Genomic DNA, 23,584 nt, shown 5'->3' with positions numbered 1-23,584 from the left:
GGGTCCGCCCGACGGGCGGATGCGGGTGCCCGCGTCCTGGGGGATCGTGGCCGAGGCAGCACCCCCGCGCGTGGACCAGGAGTGATCGACGATGGCGAAACTGCTCTTCGTGGTGACCGGAGCCGTCTACTGGACCCTCAAGGACGGCACCCGGCACGCCACCGGCTACTGGGCCGAGGAGTTCGCGGCCCCCTACCGGATCCTCACCGGGGCCGACCACCAGGTGGTGGTGGCCACGCCGAACGGGGTGGTCCCCGGCGTCGACATGATGAGCCTGCGGCCCGAGCTGGCCGGCGGCGCGCAGGCCGCCCTCGACCTGGAGGCCGTCATCCGCTCGGCCGAGGAGCTCCGCCGGCCCCTCCGGCTCTCCGAGGCCCGCCTCGACGACTACGACGCCGTCTACTTCCCCGGCGGCCACGGCCCGATGGAGGACCTCTGGCTCGACGCCGACGCCGGCCGCCTCCTCACCGCAGCGCTCGCCTCCGGCAAACCCCTCGCCGTGGTCTGCCACGCCCCTGCCGCGCTCCTCGCCACCCGTATCCGCGGCGTCTCCCCCTTCGCCGGCTACCGCGTCACCGCCTTCACCAACGACGAGGAACACGCCGTGGGCCTCGCACCCAAGGCCCGCTGGCTCCTGGAGGACGAACTCGTCCGCCTGGGCGTCCGTTTCGAACGCGGCCCCGTCTGGCAGCCCTACACCGTCACCGACCGCAACCTCCACACCGGCCAGAACCCGGCCTCCTCCGGCCCCCTGGCCCAGGAGCTGCTCAAGGTCCTGACGTAGCCGGCGCAGCAGGACACCACGCGGGGCGGTCGAGGCCGTCCGCTCCCGGCGCGTGAGGGGTCACGTGTGGGGGGTCAGTCGTCCTTCGGGTCGGGCTGTTCGGTGAAGTCGATCTTCTTGAAGCGGGCGTTCATCGACTTCAGGAGGAACCAGGTGGCGATGCCGAGCGCGGCGAAGACGACGAAGCCGAGCAGGCCGGGGGTGACCTTGGTTTCGTCGAGGGCGAGATCGGCGGCGAGCTGGGTGACGTTCACGGGGGTGCTCATTCATCCATGGTGACCCGGCCCTACGCGGGCCGGGTCACCGGGGGGTGGTACGGGATTATTTGCGGAGGCCTGCGAAGAGGTCGGACTCCGGGAGGTCGGTGTCGATCAGGGACTTCGCGAGTTCGTAGTCCTCGGTGGGCCAGACGTCCCGCTGGATGTCGATCGGGACGCGGAACCAGGGGCCGTCGGGGTCGATCTGGGTGGCGTGGGCGATCAGCGCCTTGTCGCGGACCTCGAAGTACTCGCCGCACTCGACCTGGGTGGTGATCTCCCGCTCGGCGCGCCCGGACTTCTCCCAGCCCTCGATCCACTCGCCGTAGGGCGAGTCGTGGCCGTGCTCGGTGAGGTAGGCGTGCAGGGCGCGGATGCGGCCCATCGGGAAGCCGTGGTTGTAGTAGAGCTTCAGCGGCTGCCAGGGCTCGCCGGCCTTCGGGTAGGCCTCCGGGTCCGCGGCGGCGTCGAAGGCCGCCATGGTGATCTTGTGGGTCATGATGTGGTCGGGGTGCGGGTAGCCGCCGTTCTCGTCGTACGTGGTGATCACGTGCGGGCGGAACTCGCGGATCAGCTTGACCAGGGCGCCCGCGGCCACGTCCACGTCCTCAAGGGCGAAGCAGCCCTCGGGCAGCGGGGGCAGTGGGTCGCCCTCGGGAAGGCCGGAGTCGACGTAGCCGAGCCACGCCTGCTGGACGCCGAGGATCTCCCGGGCGGCGTCCATCTCCTTGCGGCGCACTTCGTGAATGTTCTCCTCGACCCACGGGTCGCCCTGCAGCTTGGGGTTGAGGATCGACCCCCGCTCGCCCCCGGTGCAGGTGGCGACGAGGACCTCCACCCCCTGGGCCACGTACATCGCCATGGTGGCGGCGCCCTTGCTGGACTCGTCGTCCGGGTGCGCGTGTACCGCCATCAACCGCAACTGCTCGCTCAACGCCTGGGTATCCCTTCCAGGTACAGGTATGTCCGCTTCGTCGGGCCGGCTCCCCCGCCGCCTGTGGCGCGGACGTGCCCCTCCTATAGTGACGGACTGGAGGGCGCGTCCATTCCCGCGGACGGCCGAACGTTCCTCCGCGAAAGGACCGAGCCGCACCATGGACCAGAGCCCTACGCCCCAGCCGCCCCTGGCGCCCCCCGCGGGCCGCTACAGCCGTTCCGACGACCGGACGACCGACCGCCGGCTGCGGATCGCCGGCGCGCTGTTCGGCGCACTGCTGGTGGGCGTGATCGCCTGGCTCGGCTCCTCCTACCTGCTGCGCGAGACGAAGCTGAACGGTACGGTGCCGACTTTCCAGACGGTGTCCGACGGCGAGGTGCAGTTGCAGCTGTCGGTGCGCAAGGGCGACGGCGTCTCGGGCGTGTGCACCGTCCGCTCGCAGGGCACGGACGGCGCGGTGGTCGGCCAGTCCGACTTCCAGGTGCCGGCCGAGGGCACCACCTACGACAAGGTCGTGACGCTGCGCACCACCGCCCGCGGCTCCACCGCCGAACTCCTGGGCTGCACCCCCGACGACAAGAAGTAACCCCCGCCGAAACCCCGCCCGGTCCCCACACGGTCCCGCCCTGTCCCGCCGTGTCCCCGCCGAGGGCCTTTGCTCCGCTCACCCTTTCGAGCGCATAGTCGGAGGAGCGGCGCGCCCTCGGCGCCCACAGCCCTTCCCGCCCGCGCGAAGAACTTGTTAGGCTCGTGATTTCGCCCCTTCCCTGCCGAACGGCACGGAAGCGGGCGTTGCTTTGCATCTGCCCAGAAAATCGACCCACTGCTGCCGAACCACCCTCACAGCAGCGCCAGCACCGACGAGGAGCACCCTGTGACCCAGACCAACGATGACGTGACCTGGCTCACTCAGGACCACTACAACAAGCTCAAGGCCGAGCTTGACCACCTGACCGGGCCCTGGCGCATCGAGATCGCCCAGAAGATCGAGGCGGCGCGCGAGGAGGGCGACCTCAAGGAGAACGCCGGCTACCACGCGGCCAAGGACGAGCAGGGCAAGACCGAGGCGCGTATCCGCCAGCTGTCCCAGCTGCTGGAGCGGGCGAAGGTCGGCGAGGCTCCGGCCGACTCCGGCGTGGTGGCCCCCGGCATGGTGGTGAAGGTGGCCTTCGACGGCGACCTGGACGACACCATGGAGTTCCTGCTGGCCTCCCGCGAGGTCACCGACGGCGACATCGACGTGTACTCGCCGCAGTCCCCGCTGGGCCGCGCGATCATCGGCAGGTCGGTCGGCGAGGACGCGCAGTACGAGCTGCCGAACGGCAAGAAGGCCGGCGTGAAGATCGTCGAGGCCAAGCCGTTCTCCGGCTGACCGACGAGGTGACGACGGACGGCCGCTCCCCCGGGTGGGGGGAGCGGCCGTCCGTCGTTTCCGGGTGGGCCCGTCGGTCCGCCGCGCAGAAGGCTTCGGTCCGCCGCGCAGAAGGCCTCGGCCCGCCGCGTGGAAGGCCTCAGCCCGCCGCGCGCCGGTACTTGCGCACCGACAGCCAGGAGAACACCACCGTGATCAGCACCGACCAGCCGATCGACACCACCACGGCATGCTGCATCGGCCAGACGTCGGGGGCGGGGCCGATCTGGTTGCCGAACAGGCTGCGGCAGGCCTGCACGGTGGCGGAGAACGGGTTCCAGTAGGCGATCGGCTGCAGCCAGCCCGGCATCGAGCCGATCGGCACGAAGGCGTTGGAGATGAACGTCAGCGGGAACAGCCAGATCAGCCCGGCCGAGGTGGCGGCCTCGGGGCTGCGCACGGACAGGCCGATCAGCGCGCCGATCCAGGAGAACGCGTAGCCGAGCAGCAGCAGCAGGCCGAACGCGCCGAGCGCCTTCAGGAAGCCGTCGTGGATCCGCCAGCCGACCAGCAGCGCGACCAGGGCCAGCACGACCACGGTGATCGCGGTCTGCACCAGGTCGGCGAGGGTGCGGCCGGTGAGCACCGCGGCGCGGGACATCGGCAGCGAGCGGAACCGGTCGACCAGGCCCTTGGTCATGTCCTCCGCGATGCCGGCCGAGGCGCCGGCCACCGCGAAGGTGACGGTCTGGGCGAAGATGCCGGCCATCAGGTACTGGATGTACACGTCGTGGTTGGGCGCGGCGCCGGGGATGGCGATCGCGCCGCCCATCACGTACGAGAACAGCAGCACGAACATGATCGGCTGCATGAGCCCAAAAACGACAATTTCCGGAATCCGGGTCATTCTGCGCAAATTGCGCTTGGCGACGACCCAGGAGTCGTGCAGCATGGCGACGGCGCCGTGCCGGGGGGTGACGGGGACGGGGCCGATCGCCGCGTCGGGCAGTGCGGTGGCCATCTCAGGCGTCCTTCCCGTGGCCTCGACGGCCCTTCTTCGCCGGCTTCCCGTCCTCGTCGGCGTCCTTCCCGTCCTCGGTGGCGTGGCCGGTGAGGGAGAGGAAGACGTCGTCGAGGGTGGGGCGGCGCAGGCCGATGTCGTCGATCTCTATGGAGCGGGCGTCCAGTTCGCGGATGACGGCGGCGAGCACCTTGGCGCCGCCGCTGACCGGGACGGTGATCCGGCGGGTGTTCTTCTCGACCGCCGGGTCGCCCTTGGCGTAGGGGGCGAGCGCGGCGACCGCCTCGGGGACCAGGTCGGAGCGGTGCACGACGACCTCGATGCGTTCGCCGCCGATCTGCGCCTTCAGGTGGTCGGCGGTGCCGCGGGCGATCACCTTGCCGTGGTCGACCACCGCGATGTCGTGGGCGAGGCGGTCGGCCTCCTCCAGGTACTGGGTGGTGAGCAGCAGCGTGGTGCCCTGCTCGACCAGGGTCTCGATGACCTCCCACAGGGCGAGCCGGTTGCGCGGGTCGAGGCCGGTGGTGGGCTCGTCGAGGAACATCACCGGCGGGCGGACCACCAGGGCGGCGGCCAGGTCGAGGCGGCGGCGCATGCCGCCGGAGTAGGTCTTGGCGGTGCGGTCCATGGCATCCGACAGGCCGAACCATTCGAGCAGTTCCAGCGCCCGCTTCTTCGCGTCGCGGGCGCTCATCTGGTAGAGCTCGCCGACCATCTGGAGGTTCTCGCGGCCGGTGAGGTACTCGTCCACGGCGGCATATTGGCCGGACAGGCCGATCAGGCTGCGCACCTGGTTGGGGTTCTTGAGCACGTCGACGCCGGCCACGGCGGCCCGACCGGAGTCGGGTTGGAGCAGGGTGGTCAGTACCCGGACGGCGGTGGTCTTGCCGGCGCCGTTGGGGCCGAGCAGTCCGAGCACGGTGCCTTCGGGAACGTCCAGGCTCACGCCGTCGAGGGCGCGGACGGGGCCGAAGGTCTTGACCAGGTTCTCGGCTTCGATGGCTGACGCCATGGTCGTGCCTCATCTCCCTGAAGTCGGATGCGCACACACGATGCGAGCCGGATTTGGGCGCAGATCACCCGAATTGATACCCGGATCCGCCGATGGCGAAGCTCGCGATACATCGCAAGATGCTGCCACTCGCGATATATCGCGTCAACCCGGAAGGTGACGCGGGTCCCGGCCGACGGGCGTCAGTGCGTGACCACGAAGCCGTCCTCGCGCAGTTCCCCGATCACCGCCGCGCAGTGCTCCGGCCCCTTGGTCTCCAGGTGCAGGTCCACCTCGACCTCGGTCAGGCCCAGCTGCGGGTCGATCCGCACGTGCGCCACGTCCAGCACGTTGGCGTCGACCCGGGTCAGCACGCCGAGCAGGTCGGCCAGCGCGCCCGGCTTGTCGGCCAGGCGCACCCGCAGCGACAGGTAGCGGCCGGCCGCGGCGAGACCGTGCCGCAGCACCCGCTGCATCAGCTGCGGGTCGATGTTGCCGCCCGACAGCACCCCGACCACCGGGCCCTCGAACCGGCCCGGCTCGGCCAGCAGCGCGGCGATCGGCGCGGCCCCGGCGGGCTCGACCACCAGCTTGAGCCGCTCCAGGCCGATCAGCAGGGCCCGGGACAGCTCGTCCTCGGAGACCGTCCGCACGCCGTCGGCGAGGGAGTTGACCACCTCGAACGGGATGTCGCCGGGGCGGCCGACCATGATCCCGTCCGCCATGGTGGAGAACCGCTCCAGCGAGACCGGACGGCCCGCCGCCAGCGACAGCGGGTACGCGGCGGCGGCCGCCGCCTGCACGCCGATCACCCGGACGTCCGGGCGCAGCGCCTTGATCGCGATCGCCACGCCGGCCAGCAGTCCGCCGCCGCCGGTGCCGACCAGCACGGTGCGGACCTCGGGGCACTGTTCGAGGATCTCCAGGCCGACGGTGGCCTGGCCGGTGATCACGTCCCAGTGGTCGAAGGGGTGGATGAACACCGCGCCGGTGGCGTCGGCGTACTCGCGGGCCGCCTCCAGCGCCTGGTCGACGTTGGCGCCGTGCAGCCGCACCTCGGCACCGTACTCGCGGGTGGCGGCGACCTTCGGCAGCGGCGCGGCGAGCGGCATGAAGACGGTGGAGCGCACCCCGAGCAGTGCGGCGGCCAGCGCCACGCCCTGCGCGTGGTTGCCCGCGCTGGCGGCGACCACGCCGGCGGCGCGCTCCACCGGCAGCAGGCCCGCGATCCGCAGGTACGCGCCGCGCAGCTTGAACGAGCCGGTGCGCTGGAGGTTCTCGCACTTCAGGTGCACGGGCGTGCCGGCCACCCCGGACAGGTGGCGGCTGCTCTGCATGGGGGTGACCCGGGCCACCCCGGCGAGCATCTTCTGTGCGCCGCGGACGTCGTCCAGCGTGATCGGCCAGTTCTGCATGAAGATCAGCTTAGAACGGGGCAGTTCCGGTACCCACCCGGCGCGCGTACGCTGCTGGGCACGAGTCGCCCGCACCCCCGTGAGCCGCGATGAGCCTTTCCCCGCCCGATGCCCCCGATCCCGAGCCCGATTGCCGACTCCCCTACCAGGTCGCGGTGTTCGCCCGGCGGATCAGTGCCGCCGGGGAGTTCGACCGGGCCACGTTCCTGTTGCTGGATCAGCTCGCCGCCGGCGGGCCGGCCAATGTGAAGACGCTGGCGGCCGCGCTGGGCGTGGACTCCTCCACGGTGACCAGGCAGGCCGCGCCGCTGCTGCGCGAGCGGCTGCTGGCCCGGGTGCCGTACCCGGCGGACCGGCGGGCGGTACGCCTGGCGCTGACCCCGCTCGGCGCGGGCCGGCTGGCGCAGGTGCGCGAGCAGCGGCTGCGGCTGGTCGCCGAGTTGACGGCGGCCTGGACGGCGGACGAGCGCGCGGTGTTCTGCGCACTGTTGGAGCGGTTCAACGACGGTCTGCGCAAACGCCGTTGAACCCTGAGAGAGCCAACGGCAGTCTGCGCAACCGCCTTTGAGCCACCAGCGGCTCAACGGCGGTCCGCACCGCCGCCGTTGAGCCCTGCCCGGTGAGGTCAGCCGAGCGCCTGCTCCAGGTCGGCGAGCAGGTCGGCGGCGGACTCGATGCCGACCGAGATGCGCACCAGGTCGGCGGGCACCTCCAGCGGGGAGCCGGCCGCGGAGGCGTGGGTCATCCGGCCGGGGTGCTCGATCAGCGACTCGACGCCGCCGAGCGACTCGCCGAGGGTGAACAGCTGGGCGCGGTTGCACACCTCGACGGCGGCCTGCTCGCCGCCGGCGACGCGGAACGACACCATGCCGCCGAACGCCTTCATCTGCTTCGCGGCGATGCCGTGCCCGGGGTGGGTGGGCAGACCGGGGTACAGCACCTGCGTCACCTTCGGGTGGCCGGACAGCAGTTCGGCGATCCGGGCGGCGTTGTCGGAGTGCCGGTCCATCCGGACGCCGAGGGTCTTGATGCCGCGCATCACCAGCCAGGCGTCGAACGGCCCGGCGACGGCGCCCATCGCGTTCTGGTGGTAGGCGACCTCCTCGGCGAGGCCGGCGTCGGCGACCACCAGGGCGCCGCCGACCACGTCGGAGTGGCCGCCCATGTACTTGGTGGTGGAGTGCACGACGACGTCCGCGCCGAACGACAGCGGCTGCTGCAGGTAGGGGCTGGCGAAGGTGTTGTCGACGACCAGCAGCGCGCCGGCGGCGTGCGCGATCTCGGCGACCGCGGCCAGGTCGGTGATGCCGAGCAGCGGGTTGGACGGGGTCTCCACCCACACCGCGCGGGTGTTGGGGCGGATCGCCTCGCGCACCTTCTCGGGGTGGTGGGTGTCGGCGACGGAGAAGTCGACGCCCCAGCGGGTCAGCACCTTGGCGAACAGCCGGAAGGTGCCGCCGTAGGCGTCGTTGGGGATGACGATGTGGTCGCCGGGCTTGAGGACGGTGCGCAGCAGGGTGTCCTCGGCGGCCAGGCCGGAGGCGAAGGCGAGGCCGCGGGAGCCGCCCTCGATCGCGGCGAGGCACTCCTCCAGGGCGGTGCGGGTGGGGTTCGCGGAGCGGCTGTACTCGTAGCCCTCGCGCAGTCCGCCGACGCCGTCCTGCTTGTAGGTGGACACCTGGTAGATCGGTGTGACGACTGCCCCGGTCCGGGGGTCCGCTTCCTGGCCCGCGTGGATGGCGAGGGTTTCGAAGCCGTGGGAAAGCTGGTGCTCGGTCATGTCGTCGAGCCTAGTGCGGCGGACGGATCACCGGCGGCGGTTGTGCGGGTGCGCCCGGTCGGCGCGTCAGGTTGCCGTACCGACACCTTTTCTGCCTCGCGGGATGTCAGGTCGTACCGCTACGATCTGCCAGCCGCACACATGATCGACACACTTGGGGGCGCGGACATGTCCACCGAGCGCACCGGCATGCGCACATCCACCCGGGCCCTGCTGGCGGTCGCGCTGCTGGCCGGGTTCTACCTGCTCGCGGCGGCCGTCGTGGTCGGCCTGGTCTGGCTGAACGTCGAACTGGTCGTCAACTCCGACCACCTCCGTCCCGCCATGATCAAGATCTGGCTGCTCAGCGCCGCCATCGCCTACCCGGTGCTGCGGGTGGTGTTCCTGACCCGCCGTCGGCGCGACGACAGCGAGGAGGGCCTGCCGCTGACCCGCGAGGAGCAGCCCGAACTGTGGGCCCGGGTCGACCGGATCGCCGAGGCCACCGGCGTCCGCGGCCCGGCCGAGATCCGCCTGGTGCCGCAGGTCAACGCCGGCGTGTACGAGGAGACCAGGCTGCTCGGCCTGATCCCCGGCCCCCGCCACCTGATCATCGGCGCGCCGCTGCTGATCGGCCTGACCGAGGCCGAGCTGGACTCGGTGCTCGCCCACGAGTTCGGCCACTACGCCAACAACGACGTCCGCCTGGCGGCCGTCACCGTGTCCGGCCGCACCGCGATCGGCCACACCATCGCCACCCTGCACGCCCGCGCCGACCAGAACGTGGCCGACAAGGCCCGCGAGATCGCCGAGGACAACGCCTACCGGTCGGCCCGCGGCCGCAAGACCCGCAACGACGAGGACACCGGCAACGGCGGCATCGAGCGCTACCTCGCCAAGTTCTTCACCCTGTACGCCAAGCTGTACTTCCGGGTCTCCGAGTCGATCAGCCGCAGCCAGGAGTACGCCGCCGACCGGCACGCCGCAAGGATCGCCGGCCGCGACGCCACCGCCTCCGCGCTGCGCCGCATCCCCGTGCTGGACGCCGCGCAGAGCTTCTACCTGAACAGCTACGCCACCATGGGCGTCGACGCCGGACTGCTCCCGCTGCCCGGCCAGTTCTTCGGCGGCCTGGACCGCCTGCTGGCCGACCCGGAGCGCCGCGAGGAACTCGCCGAGCTGGGCCTGGAACTGCCCGACGAGCAGCCCGACCCGTACGACTCGCACCCGCCGATCAGCCAGCGGGTCGCCGCCGTCGAGGCGCTGGAGGACACCCCCGGTCTGCGCGGCCTCACCGCGGACCGGCCCGCGCTGGCGCTGCTGCGCGACCCGCAGCAGCGCCTCGCCGACCTGGAGACGCTGGCGCTGATCCCGGAGGCCCGGCAGATGCGCCGGCTGGACTGGCCGGACCTGGTCCACGAGGCGATGCTCGCGCACGCCCGCGAGGACGCCCAGCCGGTGCTGCGCGCCCTCACCGACAGCGGCCTGCACGGCACCGTCGAGGCGATGCTCGACGCGCTGGACGCCGGGCGCTCGGCGGAGCTCGCGCAGCGGCTGCCGCAGAGCGAGGAGGCCGCGCAGGCCACCGGCCGGGCCGCCCGCGAGTTCCGCCGCCCGCTGCTGCGGGGCGCGCTGCGGTCGCTCACGGTGCTCGCGCTGGCCTCGAAGAACGCGGCCCGCTGGGAGCTTTCGTGGAGCCGCCCGGCCGCCCTGGTGCTGCCCGGCGACGCCGACCGGCGGCTGACCGAGGCGCTGGACGCCGCGGTCGCCGACGCCCCGGACACCGCCCCGCTGCGCACCCTGCTGGCCGAGCTGACCGCCGCCCGGTCCTGACACCCTGGAGCTGATCCGTCCGATGGCCCGTCTGATCGTCATCATTCCGCTGCTCCTGATCGTCGGGATCAAGCTCGCCACCTGGCTGATGAAGCGCCGCGTCGCCTCCCTCAACGCCCGCGCCGAGGCCGCGCAGGCCACCATCGACGAGTACGAGAAGGCGAGCCGCCCGGTCATCTACCCGACCGACCACGGCATGCTCCACCGGGACGACCTGTTCGTCGACCCGGGCCTGAGCGGCCCGGACGTGGACGCCGCCCTGGCCGCGGTGAAGGGCGGCGACTGGCGCCCGGCCGCCGAACTCCTGGCCGCCGCCGCCGGCGACCACGACCGCCGCCGGGGCCTGCTGCGCCGCTTCGCCGAGCCCGCCGCCGAGGACGACGCCTGGCTGCTGGCCTGGCGCGCCGAGCAGCCGGACAGCGCGGACGCCGCGCTGCTCGCCCAGGACGGGCTGATCGTCCTGGCCTGGAACGTGCGCACCAGCAAGCGCGCCCACCAGGTCACCTCGGAGCGCTGGGCCGCCTTCGGCAAGGTGCTGACCGACGCCGAGGCGGCCGCCGCCGAGGCCGTCCGGCTCGCCGACCCGGCCGACCCGCTGCCGTTCGTCCTGCAGATCCCGCTGGCGATGGGTCAGAGCTGGGACAACGAGCGCTTCCGGGCGCTCTGGCAGGAGATCGTCTCCCGCGACCCGCACAACTTCTCGGCCCACACCGGCGCCCTGCAGTACTGGTGCGCCAAGTGGAAGGGCAGCCACGAGCAGATGCACGCCTTCGCGGACGCCGCGATCGCCGCCGCCCCGGCGGGCAGCCTGCTGACCGCGCTCAAGCTGGACGCGTACTTCGAGCAGTTCACCGGGGAGAAGGAGCCGTACACCTCCCCCGAGGTGCGGGCCGCCGCCGACGCGGTGGTCGCCGACCTGGAGCTGGCCGACCCCGACGACCGCCACCGCGCCTACGCGCACGGCTGGTTGGTCTGGGTGCTGGCCCAGTCGGGCCGGGACGCCGACGCGATGCCGCACCTGCGCGCGCTCGGCCCGATCGTCCCCGAGCCGTGGACGTACTGGGAGAACCCGGTCGACCGGTTCGCCGACCGGCGGGTCTACATCGTCACGGCGGCCACCGCGCAGTGACCGCCGTGCCTGGCGCGGAGCGCGCCGGGTCACCAGGATGGGAAGCGTCAGCCGCGCCCCCGTCGCCGAGCCCGGCGACGGGGGCGCGGGGCGTTGTCTGCCGGAGGTGAACGGTGATGGCCGGGTTGGTGCGGATGAGTCTGGACTCCCCCGAGGAGGTCCGCCCGTTCGAGGGCGGCAAGGGACAGGTGGCACTGGTGAACCTGAAGGCCGGCGGCGTCGGCCGGGGCGTGTTCGAACCGGGCTGGCGCTGGTCGCAGCACGTGAAGCCGATCGCCGGCACGGACAGCTGCCAGGCCTCGCACGTCGGTTACGTGATCTCCGGCCGGATGCGGATCGAGATGGACGACGGCCAGGCCGAGGAGTTCGGGGCCGGCGACGTCATGATCTGCCCGCCCGGCCACGACGCCTGGGTGATCGGCGACGTGGCCTGCGTGGTCGTCGACTGGCAGGGCTTCACCGACTACGCGAAGCGGAGCTGAAGCCGAAGCCGCACCTCAGGCGGCCCGCCGCACCTCGTGCATGAAGCAGCCGTACTCGACGGCCCGCACATGCACCACTGCGATCTCCGGGTCGGCCAGCAACTCGGCGGCCAGCTTCGGCAGTTCGTCCGGCTCGCCGACCCGGCCGCCGAGGATCCGGCCGTCCTTCGAGTAGGCCCGCACCACGCGCTGCCCGCCGTGGAAGCCGTCCGGCCAACCGCCCGCGAAGCCCTCGCACGGGTCGGCGTGCACGAACACCGGCCCGGTCTCCAGGTACGCGCCCGGGTCGCAGCCCGCCGCCTCGGCCCAGCGGCGCAGCGGCGCGTACGACAGCAGGACGACCCGCTCGCCGACCCGGGCCCGGGTGAGGCAGCAGCGCAGCGGCGCGCCGGCGCCCTCGGTGACGGTGACGGGGTGGCAGCGTCCGCTGTCGTCGAGTCGGCGCAGTTCGGCGAGCGTCTCCGCGGGGACGGCCCGCACGTCGAGGGTGGTGTCGGTGGTGTTCATGCACCCCAGCCTGCGCCCGCCGCCCGCCGCGTTCCGGCGGGTTCCGGACATCGCGTCTGCCGGGTCGGGGACGTGCGACGGCCCGCCGCAGCCGGAGCTGCGACGGGCCGTGGTGCGGACGCCCGCCGTCGGGCGGTCAGCCCTTGATGATGTCCTTGAGCTCGATGATCTCCTCGAAGGAGAGACCGGCCTCGTTCATGCTCTTGGCCTGCGCCCGGTCGATGCCCGCGGCGGCCAGCTTGGTGTACTGCTCCTCGGTCAGCGGGGTGGCCGGGGTGCCCGGGCCGTCCTCGCCGTCCGAGCCGCCCAGGCCGTCGGTGGAGGCCAGCTCGGCGAAGGTCTTCTCCAGCTGGGCCAGGTCGAGTTCGGTGGCGCCGGTGGGCGCGGCGACGGCCGGGGCGTCGGCGGCGAAGCCGAGCCGCAGCGGGAAGTGCGCCGACGCGTCGGGCTTGTCGGCGAACTGCATCAGGTCGAGGGTGACGGCCTGCGCCTTGCCGTTCTTGATCAGCACGTCGGCGGAGAACTTGCGGTCCGGCACCTTGGACATGTCCTCGGACGGGACCGGCGGGAAGCCGGTGGTGCCGGAGGCCAGCTTCTCGACGGCCTTCAGCAGGCCCTCGACCAGCGGGCGGGCGGGCGCGGAGACCTGGATGACGTCCGCGTCGCCGGACTTGCCCTTCTCCTCCACCGTGACGTTCTTCGACAGCACGGACTTGATCGTCTTGCCGAAGCGCTGCAGCTCGGCCGGGTCGAGGTCCGGCATGCCGCCGCCGAACATCGGGTTCAGCGGGTTGGCGCCGGCCGCGCCGGAGCCCTGCTGCTTCTTGCCGAGCTCGTTGAGCTTCTTCAGGTCCAGCGAGATCCACTTGCCGGCGAAGACGTCCTTGATCGGGCCGGCCTCGGCGGGCAGCGCGGAGACGAACCGGTCCATCTCGGCGGTGTCCTCGCCGCCCAGCTTGGCGATGCCCTTGACGTCCGCCTGGACGTACATCTTGTCGCCGACCAGCCGGATGTCCGCGAGGGCCTTGCCGGACTTCTTGCTGGTCAGCGAGTAGCCGATCGCCACGCCCTTGAGGTCGAACGTGTCGTTCAACTGGTCGGCGCGGTACGCCTTGAACGCCTCGGTGTCCTTGAGCGGCTTGTCGGCGCTCATCGACATGGACAGCGTCAGGTCCGAGAGCAGCTCGGCGTCCTTCTGCTCGATCGGGTCGTCGACGGCCTTGCCGAAGGCGACGATCTGCTCCGCCGTGGCGTCGGCGGACAGCTGGAAGCTCAGCGACTTGGCGTCGCCGAGCTTCTCGAATGCGCCGGAGAGCTTCTCGCCGGCGCTCAGCTGCTTGGCAGTACCACAGGCGGTGAGGCCGGCGGCGAGCACAACGGCTCCGGTGGTGACGGCTATGCCGGCGCGGACGGACCGGCGAAGGGCGATGTTGATGGCTGAACTCCTGTGCCTGAACGCGGAACTCGGGCCCGATCGGCCCTGCCGCGGAGGCCACCTCAGCACATCGACGCATCCCCCCGCACGCGAGTATTTTTTACCATTCGTTTAGGACACTCTCACAAACGCCCCCGCCCCCGACGCCCGTCCGCACGGTGCGTCAGAGTGCGCTGCCGGCCTTCCAGTCCGCCCAGGACATGTTCCAGCCGTTCAGGCCGTTCGACGGATTCACCGTCTTGTCACCGGAGTTGACCACCTCGACGACGTCGCCGACCATCGAGCTCGCGAAGAACCGGGCGCCGTTGGTGTTCGGGTTGTTGCCGCCCTGCACGTCCTGCAGTGCGATGCAGCCGTGGCTGGTGTTGGAGTTGCCGAACTGTGATGCCGCCGACCAGTAGTTGCCGTGGATGAAGGTGCCGGAGGTGGTGAGCCGCTGGGCGTGCGGCACGTCCGGGATGTCGTACTCGCTGCCGAGACCGACGGTGTTGGAGTTCATCCGGGTCTCCTTGTACCGCTCGGAGATCACCATCTTGCCGGCCCAGGTGCGGTGCTCGGGCGACCCGCCGATCACCGGGTAGGTGGCGGTGACCCTGCCGTCGGTGGTGACGGTGAGGGTGTCGGCCTTCAGGTCGGCGACCGAGACCTGGCTGCGGCCGACGGTGAAGGTGACGTTCTTCGACTGCGTGCCGTAGACGCCCTTGGCGCCGGCCACGTCCTTCAGCCGCAGCTTCAACGTGACGGTGGTGCCCTTCGCCCAGTACTGCTGCGGGCGGAACTCCAGCCGGGTCGAGTCGTACCAGTGGCCGACGATCTCCACCGGCGGGTCCGCGACCACGGTGATCGCCTGCTGCACGGCCCTGCGGTCGGTGATCGCCTTGTTGAAGTTGATCGACACCGGCATGCCGACTCCGACCGTGGAGCCGTCCTCGGGGGTGAAGTAGCCGACGAAGGTGTTGGCCGGGGAGGCGGTGGAGAAGCTCGCGTTGGCGTCCGCCGGGCGCTTGTCCTTGTCCTGGGCGGACGCGGCGACGCTGTACGTGCTGCCGCTGGCGAGCGGGTCGCTGGAGGTCCAGCTCGCACCGTCGGCGGCGAGCTGCCCCGCTATCTGCTTGCCCGCGCCGTCGGTGACGGTGACGGAGGTCAGCGTGCCGTCCTGCACGGCGACGGTGACCGGCGCGGTGAACGGCGCGGCGGTCGCGCCGTCGGCCGGGGTGATGGCGATCTTCGCGACGGACGCCTTCGGGCTGACCGACGGGCTCTCCCCGCCCGCAGCAGCGCCGGCGGCGGGCTTGGAGCCGCTGCCGCTCTGGCAGGCGGCGAGCAGCAGCACGGGGGCGCCGAGCAGCCCGCCGAGCACGCCGCGGCGGCTCCAAGTGCCGCCGAGCGGCCGGTCCTGCTTCTCCCCTGCGCCCACGTCCATGCTCCTCGGTACCCGGATCACTCAAGATCGCTCAAAAATGTGCAGATCATACGAGAGTACTCAAGGAGTCCAAAGAACGGACAAAAGGCCCGGCCCGGGAACCCCGGACCGGGCCTTGCGCGCGTGGGCGCCTACTGCACCTCGTACTCGTCCCAACCCTCGTCGTCCGGGTCGTAGTCGGTGGTGGCGGACTCCCAGGTCGCGGAGGCGAGCTCCACGCCGGGAACCTCGCCGAGCAGCGCCACCGGGTCGACGAAGTGGGCGAGCGAACCGGTCGGGTCCACCTCGATGGCCTCGACGGCCTGGGCGCGCTCCTCGTCGTCCAGGTACTCGTCGTCGGCGACCTGGGTCAGGGCAGCGGCCTTCAGGGCCCGCTCGTCGGTGATTTCGGCGATCAGCTCGATGGTGAGGCGAACGTAACGCGGGGCGTCCTGCTCGGGCAGGTCAGTGCTGGTCATGACAGCGAGCGTAGGGGGTCGCCCGGTCCATCGGAAACGGCGGCCCTGCTCCGGCAAGCGGCGAGGGCCGGCCCGGAGTACCCGGACCGGCCCTGCCGCCTCGCGCGCACTCCCCCACCCGGGACTGCGCGGAAGCCGCGCCTCACGGCGCGTGGTGTGACCGCGGGGGTCGGAGAGCCGCTCCCGACCCCGCCGTCACCGTGCTCGGCTTCTCTTGCCGTGACCACCACAATGCCCGAGCCGTGTTAACCCGATGCTGCGCGCTTGTGACGTCCGCGTTCCGTCGACCGAGGGGCGGTGACGGTACGTCAGTGGCCGGCCCGGGCGGTCAGGAAGGCCAGCAGGTCCTGGCGGGTGACGATGCCCTGCGGCTTGCCCTCCACCAGCACCACCACCGCGTCCGCCTTCTCCAGCACGGACATCAGGTTGGTCACCGACTCGCCGGAGCCGACCACCGGCAGCGGCTTGGACATCGCCTTGTCCAGCGTGTCGGTGAGCTCGATCCGCTTGCTGAACAGGCCCTCCAGCAGCTCCCGCTCGACGATCGAGCCGATCACCTCGCCGGCCATGATGTCCGGGTGGCCGGCGCCCGGCGACACCACGGGCATCTGCGAGACGCCGAAGTCGCGCAGCACCCGCACCGCCTCGGCGACCGTCTCGCCCGGGTGCATGTGCACGAACTGCGGGATGCCCTCGTGCTCCAGCGCGTCCTTGCGGGCCAGCACCTCGCCGATGTGCGCCTCGTCGGTGGCGGTCGGCAGGAAGCCGTAGTCGGCCATCCAGTCGTCGTTGAAGATCTTCGACAGGTAGCCGCGGCCGCCGTCCGGCAGCAGCACGACCACGACGTCGTCCGGACCCAGCTCGCGGGCCACCTCCAGCGCGGCCACCACGGCCATGCCGCAGGAACCGCCGACCAGCAGGCCCTCCTCCTTCGCCAGGCGGCGGGTCATCCGGAACGAGTCCTTGTCGGAGACCGCGACGATCCGGTCCGCGACCTCGCGGTCGTACGCGGTCGGCCAGAAGTCCTCGCCGACGCCCTCCACCAGGTACGGACGGCCGGTGCCGCCCGAGTACACCGAGCCCTCCGGGTCCGCGCCGACGACCTGCACCGTGCCGCCGGACGCCTCCTTCAGGTACCGGCCGGTGCCCGAGATGGTGCCGCCGGTGCCCACGCCCGCCACGAAGTGGGTGATCCGGCCCTCGGTCTGCTTCCACAGCTCCGGACCGGTGGAGTGGTAGTGCGACGCCGGGTTCTCCGGGTTCGAGTACTGGTCCGGCTTCCAGGCGTTCGGGGTCTCACGGACCAGCCGGTCGGAGACGTTGTAGTACGAGTCCGGGTGCTCCGGAGCGACCGCGGTCGGGCAGACCACGACCTCCGCGCCGTACGCCCGCAGCGTGTTGATCTTGTCCGTGGACACCTTGTCCGGGCAGACGAAGATGCACTTGTAGCCCTTCTGCTGAGCCACGATCGCCAGGCCCACACCGGTGTTGCCGCTGGTGGGCTCGACGATGGTGCCGCCCGGCTTGAGCGCACCCGAGGCCTCCGCCGCCTCGATCATCCGCATCGCGATCCGGTCCTTCACCGAACCGCCCGGATTGAAGTACTCGACCTTCGCCAGCACGGTGGCGCTGATGCCCTCGGTGACCTTGTTGAGCTTCACCAACGGGGTGTCGCCGACCAGCTCGATGATCGAATTGTGGTACCGCACGGGGGTCCTCCCGGTAAATGGCAGCCCTGATTGCCGAAACCCCCAGCCTAGGGCCTGCCCGGTCGATCTTGCCGGGCGCGCGACGCCGGATCATCCCGCCTGGAAGCACCGGCAAACCATCCAAGTACACCCAGTACGAGGACGGTTCGCCGGCACTCCCAGCCGGGCGCCCGACGCCGCGCGCCGATCCGACAAGATCGACCGGACAGGCCCTGGGGCCCGACTTCCCCCCACCGCGCCCGACCGCCCCACCCGGCAGGCCCGAAACACCCGGCCGTACGGGGCTCCGGCCGGGTGGTTGGCAGGGGTGGACGGTAGGGGATCGGGGGGAGCGGGTACGAGCAGGGGGAAAGGGAGAGGGGGTGGCCGAATGGCCGGCTCGCAGGCGTCGAGGGCGCGGGTGGCGCGACGGATCGCCACCGCCGCAGCGTACGGCGGTGGTGGCTTGGGGCTGCTCGGGGTCGGGTTGGCCGGGGTGCTGCTGACCGAGAGCCGGATGGCGATCCGGGCGATCGGCAATCTGGACGGCGATCCGCCGCGCGCCGACGGCCTGCACGGCGAGGCGTTCGCCGATCCCGCGGACACCCGCCCCCCGTTGGTGATGGCGTTCCTGGGCGACTCGACGGCCGCGGGCCTGGGCGTGCAGCGGGCGCAGGAGACGCCGGGCGCGCTGCTCGCGTCCGGCCTGGCGTCGGTCGCCGAGCGCCGGGTGCGACTGCTGAACGTGGCGAAGTCGGGCGCCCGCTCGGGCGATCTCGCGAGCCAGGTGGAGCGGGCGCTGCCGCACCTCCCGGACATCGCGGTGCTGATGATCGGCGCCAACGACGTGACGCGGCACGCCCCGGCCGCCCGCAGTGTGCGGGAGCTGGGCGAGGCGGTGGGCCGGCTGGTCGCGGCGGGCTGCGAGGTGGTGGTCGGCACCTGCCCGGACCTGGGCACGATCAAGCCGGTGCGCCCGCCGCTGCGCTGGGTGGCGCGCCGGCTGAGCCGGCAGCTCGCGGCGGCGCAGACCATCGCCGTGGTGGAGGCGGGCGGCCGGACGGTCTCGGTGGGGTCGCTGCTGGGCCCGGAGTTCGCGACCCGGCCGGAGCTTTTCTCGGCGGACCGCTACCACCCGTCCGCACAGGGCTACGCGACGGCGTCGATGGCGATGCTGCCGTCGGTGTGCGCGGCGCTGGAGCTGTGGCCGCAGGACACCCCGGCGGCGGTGGGCGGCCCGGTGGAGCCGCAGGCGGTGCTGCCGGTGGCGGTGGCGGCCGCGGCGGCGGCGGGGCGTTCGGGCACCGAGGTGACGGCGGCGGGCCCGTCGAACGGCACCTGGCGGTGGGCGACGCTCAAGCAGCGGTTCCGGCTGGCGCTGCCCGGCGGCGAGGACCCGGAGCCGGACGCCCTCGCGGACGGTGCGCGGCTGCGGGCGATCGCGTCGGCCAACTCACAGCCGGAGGCGGATGACGCCGGAGCTACCAAGCGGTAACTTTCCCGGGAGATCCACCGGATCGCGTCCCGAGGTCACTCAGCGAGGAGCCCGCCATGCCCGAAGCCGTCATCGTCAGCGCCGCCCGTTCGCCGATCGGCCGGGCCTTCAAGGGCTCGCTGAAGGACATCCGCCCGGACGACCTGACCGCACAGATCATCGGCGCCGCGCTGGCCAAGGTCCCGCAGCTGGACCCGCGCCTGATCGACGACCTGATGCTGGGCTGCGGCCTGCCGGGCGGCGAGCAGGGCCACAACCTGGCCCGGATCGTGGCCGTCCAGATGGGCATGGACTACCTGCCGGGCGCCACCATCACCCGCTACTGCTCGTCCTCGCTGCAGACCACCCGGATGGCACTGCACGCGATCAAGGCCGGCGAGGGCGACGTCTTCATCTCGGCCGGCGTGGAGACCGTCTCGCGGTCGATCCACGGCACCTCGGACGGCATGCCGGGCACCATGAACCCGCTGTTCGCCGACGCCCAGGCCCGCACCGCGCACCGCGCCGAGGTCGGCGGCGGCAAGTGGCACGACCCGCGCGAGGACGGCCTGCTGCCGGACGCGTACATCGCGATGGGCCAGACCGCGGAGAACCTGGCCGCACTGAAGGGCATCACCCGGGCCGAGCAGGACGAGTTCGGCGTCCGCTCGCAGAACCTCGCCGAGGCCGCGATCAAGGCGGGCTTCTGGCAGCGCGAGATCACCCCGGTGACGCTGCCGGACGGCACCGTGGTGAGCGCGGACGACGGCCCGCGTGCGGGCGTCACGGTGGAGGGCGTGTCCGGCCTGAAGCCGGTGTTCCGCCCCGACGGCACCGTGACCGCCGGTAACTGCTGCCCGCTGAACGACGGCGCCGCCGCGCTGGTGATCATGTCGGACACCAAGGCCCGCGAGCTGGGCATCACCCCGCTGGCCCGGGTGGTCTCCACCGGCGTCTCGGCGCTGTCGCCGGAGATCATGGGCTACGGCCCGGTGGAGGCGTCCAAGCAGGCGCTGAAGCGGGCCGGCCTGTCGATCGGCGACATCGACCTGGTGGAGATCAACGAGGCGTTCGCGGCGCAGGTCATCCCCTCCTACCGGGACCTCGGCATCGACCTGGACCGGCTGAACGTCAACGGCGGCGCGATCGCGGTCGGCCACCCCTTCGGCATGACCGGCGCCCGGATCACCACCACGCTGATCAACTCGCTGCAGTGGCACGACAAGCAGTTCGGCCTGGAGACCATGTGCGTGGGCGGCGGCCAGGGCATGGCGATGGTCATCGAGCGCCTGAGCTGATCGCGACGGTGACGCCGTGACGGACGTCTCACCCATCCGGAGTCACCGTCCGTAATTGAGGGCCGGATCACACCCGAGGTGCGATCCGGCCCTTTTTTCTGCCCTCCGGGACCGAAATGGCGACGCACCGGAATGGATCAACTCCGCTGCGTGGAACGGTATTACCCAACAATTTAAGGACAAGTAGGAAAGTCACCAGCAAATCGGACATCAGCCTCTGCAGTAACGGCCGCCAATACGGCAGTGTGGAGCCGTAACCCCGTTCCGCTCCTCGTTGGGAGTACGTTCCGTGAGCGTCGTCCACACCTCCCTGCTGCTGGCCCTGATCGCCCTGACCGCCGCCGTCCTGCTCCACCTCCGGGCCCTGGGACGGAAGTTGGACGCCGTGCAGCGCACCGCGCAGCCCGCCCCGCAGCTCGACGAGGCGCTGATACGCCGTGCCGTCGCCGAGGCGCTCGCCGCCGACCGGGAACGGGAGATCACCGAGGCCCGGGCGTTCTGGGCCGAGCAGGAGGCGCGCGCCGCCGAGGACGCGCCGTTGTTCGACACCCCGTTCACCACCACCGGCGAGGAATGGCCGATCTTCTTCCCGCGTCCGACCGGCCCGCAGGAGGCCGCCGACAACCACGGGGTGATGGACCCGGAGTTCGGCGAGGCGCTGCGGAACGCCCTGGAGGACCTGGTCAAGGACGGCCCTGCGGACGGCAGTTCGGCCGACGGCGGGATCCGGCACCCGAGCCAGGGCGGCGGCTTCCCGGCGCCCGGCGACAACGGGGACGTGAAGGCCCGCCGGGAGGCCGACCTGCTCGCCACCGGCCTGGAGGCCGGGCTGCTGGACGCCGAGGCCGAGCCCGCCGCCGCGCCCGACCCGCGCCGCCACCCCTCGCACCCCGACTTCGTGCCCAGCCCGACCCCGTCCCGCGAGTGGACCGACGACCGGCTCGCCGCGCTCGCCGAGGAGCGGATCGCCCTCACCGACGTCCGCCCGGGCCCGCTCGGCACGCTGGACGTGTACGCGTTCGCGGACGGCACCACGCTGTGCGTGGCCCCCGGCGACCGGGAGGCGGCGTACCGGCTGATCGACGCCGTCCGGGCCGGCGAGGACGTCCGGCTGCTGGGCGGCTCCCGGTTCTCCGGGTCGTACTCGCTGACCTTCTCCACCGACGGCGACACCGTCTACGTGCTGGCCGACCGGGTGGTCGCCTCGATCTGAGCCACGCCCGGAGGGGCGTCGACCGCGCGGCAAGGGGTTGCCCGCGCGGATCGGCGCCCCTCCGGCGTTCTCGCGGGCGTTCTCCCGGCGGCGCGTCAGGCGGCGCGTCAGGCGGTGGTCCGGTCGGTCTCCGCGAGGTCGGCGAGCGCGTCGGCCAGCACCTCGGGGTGGTCGGCGGCCGCGGCGGCCAGGTCGTGGCCGGTGACGGCGAGTTGGTCGCCGACCGCGAACGCCCCGCAGTCGGGGACGGGCAGCGGCGGCAGGCCCTCCAGCGCGCGGCCGGCGTCGGCGAGCCGGCCGGCCAGCGCGAGCACCGCGGCGGCCCGCGAGGGGTGGCCGGGGACGGCGGCCAGCAGGCGGCTCTGCGGCAGCGCCCGGAAGCGGTCGGCCAGCCGGTCCACGGCGGCGGTCAACTGGGCGGGGGTGACGGGAGGCTCCTCGGACATGGCCCCGAGGGTAGCCAAGCCGGGGCGGAACGGAACGCGGCGGGCCCCGGAGGATGCTCCTCCGGGGCCCGCCGCTGTACCGCCGCAACTGCTAGTCGTCGCCGCGCAGGATGGCGATCAGGCGCAGCATCTCCAGGTAGATCCACACCAGCGACAGCGTCAGGCCGAAGGCCGCCCGCCAGGACTCGCGCTCGGGGGCGCCGTGCCGGATGCCCTCCTCGACCTCGTTGAAGTCCAGGGTGAGGAAGAACGCGCCGAGGGCGATGCCGACCAGGCCGACCACGATGCCGAGCGGGCCGGAGCGCAGGCCGAAGTCCGCGCCGAACATGGTGGCGATGACGTTGACGAACATCAGGATCACGAAGCCGATCGCGATCGAGATGCCGATCCGGGTGTACCGCGGGGTGACCCGGATCCTGCCGCTCTTGTAGGCGATCAGCGTGGCCGCGAAGACCGCGGTGGTGCCCAGCACGGCCTGGATGGCGATGCCCGGCAGCAGGGTGTTGAGGGCCTTGCTGATCGCGCCGAGGAAGAAGCCTTCCAGGCCCGCGTACGTCAGGATCAGCGCCGGGTTGACGCTCCGCTTGAAGCTGATCACGAGGCCGATGACCATCGCGGCGATCGCGGCGACGCCGGCCAGCGCGTAGTTCTCGACCGGCACCACGAACCAGGCCACCGCGCCGGCGGCGACCAGGGTGAGCAGCGTCATCGCGGTGCGGGCGACCACGTCGTCCAGCGTCATCCGGCCGGTCTGGGCCGGGCCCGCGGCAGGGGCGGCGTACATCTCGGCGAGCTGCTGGTCGGTCATGGGCTGACCGCCGGGCTGGCCGTAGGCGTTGTTGCCGTACGGGTTGTTGGCGTACGGGTTGCCGTACGCCTGGGCCTGCTGCCCGGCCGGCTGCGTGCCGAACCCCGCGTACTGGTTGTCGCGGGTGAAGGACCCCTCCCGCGAGAAGACCGGGTTTCTGCTTCTCATCACATTCCCTCCGGGGCGGTACAGCACCACCCACTCAGACCACAACAGTAATGGTTTGGCAAAGTATTCCGCGTCAGCCGTGAGGAGGATCCCGTGTCGCCTGCGCGCGGGGCCCCCGAGACGGCAGGGTGGGAGACGCAACTGACACCCGATCAGAAAGGCGGCCCTCCGGATGGCCGAGGAGCTGTACGCCACCCTGAAGACCAACAAGGGCGACATCGTGATCCGGCTGCTGCCGAACCACGCGCCCAAGACGGTCAAGAACTTCGTGGAGCTGGCGACCGGCGAGCGCCAGTGGATCGACCCGAACACCGGGCAGCCCAGCAACGCGCCGCTGTACGACGGAACGGTCTTCCACCGGGTCATCGAAGGCTTCATGATCCAGGGCGGCGACCCGCTGGGCAATGGCACCGGCGGCCCGGGCTACAAGTTCGCCGACGAGTTCCACCCGGACCTGGCGTTCACCAAGCCGTACCTGCTGGCGATGGCCAACGCGGGCCCGGGCACCAACGGTTCGCAGTTCTTCGTCACGGTCGGCGCGACCACCTGGCTGACCGGCAAGCACACCATCTTCGGCGAGGTCGCGGACGAGGCGAGCCAGCGGGTGGTGGACGCGATCGCCACCACCGACACCAACCCGCGCAACGACCGCCCGGTGCAGGACGTGGTGATCGAGAAGGTCGTGATCGAGACCCGCTGACCGCGCC

At 71.8% G+C, this 23,584-nt stretch carries 24 protein-coding genes; 11 read left to right on the top strand and 13 right to left on the bottom strand.

Annotated features, from left to right (window positions below):
* The first annotated feature begins 91 nt into the window (after nt 1-91).
* A complete protein-coding gene (locus tag ACFV4P_RS05250; protein ID WP_380467564.1) occupies nt 92-784 on the top strand; it encodes a type 1 glutamine amidotransferase domain-containing protein in 693 nt (230 codons plus the stop codon).
* Nucleotides 785-858: 74 nt separating this feature from the next.
* Here the strand turns inward: ACFV4P_RS05250 and ACFV4P_RS05245 are convergent, their stop codons facing one another.
* Complete coding sequence (locus ACFV4P_RS05245) at nt 859-1,050, bottom strand: hypothetical protein (RefSeq protein ID WP_051653339.1); 192 nt, start codon at nt 1,048-1,050, stop codon at nt 859-861.
* A gap of 55 nt (nt 1,051-1,105) precedes the next feature.
* A complete protein-coding gene (mca, locus tag ACFV4P_RS05240) occupies nt 1,106-1,975 on the bottom strand; it encodes a mycothiol conjugate amidase Mca (RefSeq protein ID WP_380467562.1) in 870 nt (289 codons plus the stop codon).
* Between the two features lie 160 nt (nt 1,976-2,135).
* Between mca and ACFV4P_RS05235 the strand changes: the two genes are divergently transcribed.
* Both ACFV4P_RS05235 and greA read left to right on the top strand, forming a co-directional pair.
* On the top strand, nt 2,136-2,564 hold the full coding sequence (locus tag ACFV4P_RS05235) for a DUF4307 domain-containing protein (protein WP_380467561.1): 429 nt from the start codon (nt 2,136-2,138) through the stop codon (nt 2,562-2,564).
* A 288-nt stretch (nt 2,565-2,852) separates the two neighbouring features.
* Nucleotides 2,853-3,350 (top strand): transcription elongation factor GreA, encoded by a 498-nt coding sequence (greA, locus tag ACFV4P_RS05230; RefSeq protein WP_380467559.1) that lies wholly within the window; start codon nt 2,853-2,855, stop codon nt 3,348-3,350.
* A 139-nt stretch (nt 3,351-3,489) separates the two neighbouring features.
* Here the strand turns inward: greA and ACFV4P_RS05225 are convergent, their stop codons facing one another.
* The 3 genes from ACFV4P_RS05225 to ilvA form a co-directional block, all read right to left on the bottom strand.
* On the bottom strand, nt 3,490-4,281 hold the full coding sequence (locus ACFV4P_RS05225) for an ABC transporter permease (protein WP_380468156.1): 792 nt from the start codon (nt 4,279-4,281) through the stop codon (nt 3,490-3,492).
* Between the two features lie 70 nt (nt 4,282-4,351).
* Entirely contained in the window at nt 4,352-5,362 is a 1,011-nt protein-coding gene (locus ACFV4P_RS05220) for an ATP-binding cassette domain-containing protein (protein ID WP_380467557.1), read from the bottom strand.
* A gap of 182 nt (nt 5,363-5,544) precedes the next feature.
* The gene (gene ilvA, locus ACFV4P_RS05215) at nt 5,545-6,756 is read right to left on the bottom strand and encodes a threonine ammonia-lyase (RefSeq protein ID WP_380467555.1); all 1,212 of its coding nucleotides are present in this window, start codon (nt 6,754-6,756) and stop codon (nt 5,545-5,547) included.
* A gap of 89 nt (nt 6,757-6,845) precedes the next feature.
* Here ilvA and ACFV4P_RS05210 point away from each other — a divergent pair, with 89 nt between their 5' ends.
* Nucleotides 6,846-7,283 carry a MarR family winged helix-turn-helix transcriptional regulator gene (locus tag ACFV4P_RS05210; RefSeq protein WP_380467553.1) on the top strand — a complete coding sequence of 146 codons (438 nt, stop codon included), beginning with the start codon at nt 6,846-6,848 and terminating at the stop codon, nt 7,281-7,283.
* Between the two features lie 98 nt (nt 7,284-7,381).
* Here ACFV4P_RS05210 and ACFV4P_RS05205 read toward each other — a convergent pair whose 3' ends face one another.
* Nucleotides 7,382-8,536: a cystathionine gamma-synthase gene (locus ACFV4P_RS05205; RefSeq protein WP_380467551.1), complete on the bottom strand. Its 1,155-nt coding sequence runs from the start codon at nt 8,534-8,536 to the stop codon at nt 7,382-7,384.
* Nucleotides 8,537-8,704: 168 nt separating this feature from the next.
* Between ACFV4P_RS05205 and ACFV4P_RS05200 the strand changes: the two genes are divergently transcribed.
* The 3 genes from ACFV4P_RS05200 (at nt 8,705) to ACFV4P_RS05190 (ending at nt 11,959) form a co-directional block, all read left to right on the top strand.
* Nucleotides 8,705-10,348, top strand: a complete 1,644-nt coding sequence (locus tag ACFV4P_RS05200; protein ID WP_380467549.1) for a M48 family metalloprotease — start codon at nt 8,705-8,707, stop codon at nt 10,346-10,348.
* A gap of 22 nt (nt 10,349-10,370) precedes the next feature.
* A complete protein-coding gene (locus ACFV4P_RS05195; protein WP_380467547.1) occupies nt 10,371-11,477 on the top strand; it encodes a hypothetical protein in 1,107 nt (368 codons plus the stop codon).
* 116 nt (nt 11,478-11,593) lie between these two features.
* Nucleotides 11,594-11,959, top strand: a complete 366-nt coding sequence (locus ACFV4P_RS05190) for a cupin domain-containing protein (RefSeq protein WP_073811150.1) — start codon at nt 11,594-11,596, stop codon at nt 11,957-11,959.
* A gap of 15 nt (nt 11,960-11,974) precedes the next feature.
* On the opposite strand, the gene ACFV4P_RS05185 is transcribed toward ACFV4P_RS05190, so the two are convergent.
* From ACFV4P_RS05185 to ACFV4P_RS05165, 5 genes are all read right to left on the bottom strand, one after another.
* A complete protein-coding gene (locus tag ACFV4P_RS05185; RefSeq protein ID WP_380467545.1) occupies nt 11,975-12,466 on the bottom strand; it encodes a DUF1203 domain-containing protein in 492 nt (163 codons plus the stop codon).
* Nucleotides 12,467-12,602: 136 nt separating this feature from the next.
* Nucleotides 12,603-13,841 carry a hypothetical protein gene (locus tag ACFV4P_RS05180; RefSeq protein WP_380467543.1) on the bottom strand — a complete coding sequence of 413 codons (1,239 nt, stop codon included), beginning with the start codon at nt 13,839-13,841 and terminating at the stop codon, nt 12,603-12,605.
* 223 nt (nt 13,842-14,064) lie between these two features.
* On the bottom strand, nt 14,065-15,324 hold the full coding sequence (locus ACFV4P_RS05175) for an Ig-like domain-containing protein (RefSeq protein ID WP_380467541.1): 1,260 nt from the start codon (nt 15,322-15,324) through the stop codon (nt 14,065-14,067).
* Between the two features lie 131 nt (nt 15,325-15,455).
* The gene (locus tag ACFV4P_RS05170; RefSeq protein WP_073811156.1) at nt 15,456-15,782 is read right to left on the bottom strand and encodes a hypothetical protein; all 327 of its coding nucleotides are present in this window, start codon (nt 15,780-15,782) and stop codon (nt 15,456-15,458) included.
* A gap of 308 nt (nt 15,783-16,090) precedes the next feature.
* Complete coding sequence (locus ACFV4P_RS05165; RefSeq protein WP_380467539.1) at nt 16,091-17,491, bottom strand: cystathionine beta-synthase; 1,401 nt, start codon at nt 17,489-17,491, stop codon at nt 16,091-16,093.
* Between the two features lie 370 nt (nt 17,492-17,861).
* On the opposite strand from ACFV4P_RS05165, the gene ACFV4P_RS05160 reads away from it, so the two are divergent.
* The 3 genes from ACFV4P_RS05160 to ACFV4P_RS05150 all read left to right on the top strand — a co-directional run bounded on the left by ACFV4P_RS05160 (nt 17,862) and on the right by ACFV4P_RS05150 (nt 21,455).
* Nucleotides 17,862-18,965 (top strand): SGNH/GDSL hydrolase family protein, encoded by a 1,104-nt coding sequence (locus tag ACFV4P_RS05160; RefSeq protein ID WP_380467537.1) that lies wholly within the window; start codon nt 17,862-17,864, stop codon nt 18,963-18,965.
* 56 nt (nt 18,966-19,021) lie between these two features.
* Complete coding sequence (locus tag ACFV4P_RS05155; RefSeq protein ID WP_380467535.1) at nt 19,022-20,242, top strand: acetyl-CoA C-acetyltransferase; 1,221 nt, start codon at nt 19,022-19,024, stop codon at nt 20,240-20,242.
* Between the two features lie 289 nt (nt 20,243-20,531).
* Nucleotides 20,532-21,455 (top strand): hypothetical protein, encoded by a 924-nt coding sequence (locus ACFV4P_RS05150; protein WP_380467533.1) that lies wholly within the window; start codon nt 20,532-20,534, stop codon nt 21,453-21,455.
* Between the two features lie 107 nt (nt 21,456-21,562).
* Here the strand turns inward: ACFV4P_RS05150 and ACFV4P_RS05145 are convergent, their stop codons facing one another.
* Together ACFV4P_RS05145 and ACFV4P_RS05140 are read right to left on the bottom strand one after the other, a co-directional pair.
* The gene (locus ACFV4P_RS05145; RefSeq protein WP_380467531.1) at nt 21,563-21,901 is read right to left on the bottom strand and encodes a hypothetical protein; all 339 of its coding nucleotides are present in this window, start codon (nt 21,899-21,901) and stop codon (nt 21,563-21,565) included.
* Nucleotides 21,902-21,992: 91 nt separating this feature from the next.
* Complete coding sequence (locus ACFV4P_RS05140; protein ID WP_380467529.1) at nt 21,993-22,877, bottom strand: Bax inhibitor-1/YccA family protein; 885 nt, start codon at nt 22,875-22,877, stop codon at nt 21,993-21,995.
* 172 nt (nt 22,878-23,049) lie between these two features.
* Here ACFV4P_RS05140 and ACFV4P_RS05135 point away from each other — a divergent pair, with 172 nt between their 5' ends.
* Nucleotides 23,050-23,577: a peptidylprolyl isomerase gene (locus tag ACFV4P_RS05135; protein ID WP_380467527.1), complete on the top strand. Its 528-nt coding sequence runs from the start codon at nt 23,050-23,052 to the stop codon at nt 23,575-23,577.
* Nucleotides 23,578-23,584 lie beyond the last annotated feature (7 nt).

Origin of the sequence: Kitasatospora sp. NPDC059795 (assembly GCF_042732175.1) — a bacterium.
In the GTDB taxonomy this organism is placed as follows: domain Bacteria; phylum Actinomycetota; class Actinomycetes; order Streptomycetales; family Streptomycetaceae; genus Kitasatospora.
This window is presented reverse-complemented; position numbering and strand designations above follow the sequence as displayed.

Coding starts and splice junctions, on each gene's coding strand:
- ACFV4P_RS05250 (WP_380467564.1), top strand. CDS start 92: ATGGCGAAACTGCTCTTCGTGGTGACCGGAGCCGTCTACTGGACCCTC.
- ACFV4P_RS05245 (WP_051653339.1), bottom strand. CDS start 1,050: ATGAGCACCCCCGTGAACGTCACCCAGCTCGCCGCCGATCTCGCCCTC.
- ACFV4P_RS05235 (WP_380467561.1), top strand. CDS start 2,136: ATGGACCAGAGCCCTACGCCCCAGCCGCCCCTGGCGCCCCCCGCGGGC.
- ACFV4P_RS05225 (WP_380468156.1), bottom strand. CDS start 4,281: ATGCTGCACGACTCCTGGGTCGTCGCCAAGCGCAATTTGCGCAGAATG.
- ACFV4P_RS05220 (WP_380467557.1), bottom strand. CDS start 5,362: ATGGCGTCAGCCATCGAAGCCGAGAACCTGGTCAAGACCTTCGGCCCC.
- ilvA (WP_380467555.1), bottom strand. CDS start 6,756: ATGCAGAACTGGCCGATCACGCTGGACGACGTCCGCGGCGCACAGAAG.
- ACFV4P_RS05210 (WP_380467553.1), top strand. CDS start 6,846: ATGAGCCTTTCCCCGCCCGATGCCCCCGATCCCGAGCCCGATTGCCGA.
- ACFV4P_RS05205 (WP_380467551.1), bottom strand. CDS start 8,536: ATGACCGAGCACCAGCTTTCCCACGGCTTCGAAACCCTCGCCATCCAC.
- ACFV4P_RS05200 (WP_380467549.1), top strand. CDS start 8,705: ATGTCCACCGAGCGCACCGGCATGCGCACATCCACCCGGGCCCTGCTG.
- ACFV4P_RS05195 (WP_380467547.1), top strand. CDS start 10,371: ATGGCCCGTCTGATCGTCATCATTCCGCTGCTCCTGATCGTCGGGATC.
- ACFV4P_RS05190 (WP_073811150.1), top strand. CDS start 11,594: ATGGCCGGGTTGGTGCGGATGAGTCTGGACTCCCCCGAGGAGGTCCGC.
- ACFV4P_RS05185 (WP_380467545.1), bottom strand. CDS start 12,466: ATGAACACCACCGACACCACCCTCGACGTGCGGGCCGTCCCCGCGGAG.
- ACFV4P_RS05175 (WP_380467541.1), bottom strand. CDS start 15,324: ATGGACGTGGGCGCAGGGGAGAAGCAGGACCGGCCGCTCGGCGGCACT.
- ACFV4P_RS05170 (WP_073811156.1), bottom strand. CDS start 15,782: ATGACCAGCACTGACCTGCCCGAGCAGGACGCCCCGCGTTACGTTCGC.
- ACFV4P_RS05160 (WP_380467537.1), top strand. CDS start 17,862: ATGGCCGGCTCGCAGGCGTCGAGGGCGCGGGTGGCGCGACGGATCGCC.
- ACFV4P_RS05155 (WP_380467535.1), top strand. CDS start 19,022: ATGCCCGAAGCCGTCATCGTCAGCGCCGCCCGTTCGCCGATCGGCCGG.
- ACFV4P_RS05145 (WP_380467531.1), bottom strand. CDS start 21,901: ATGTCCGAGGAGCCTCCCGTCACCCCCGCCCAGTTGACCGCCGCCGTG.
- ACFV4P_RS05140 (WP_380467529.1), bottom strand. CDS start 22,877: ATGAGAAGCAGAAACCCGGTCTTCTCGCGGGAGGGGTCCTTCACCCGC.
- ACFV4P_RS05135 (WP_380467527.1), top strand. CDS start 23,050: ATGGCCGAGGAGCTGTACGCCACCCTGAAGACCAACAAGGGCGACATC.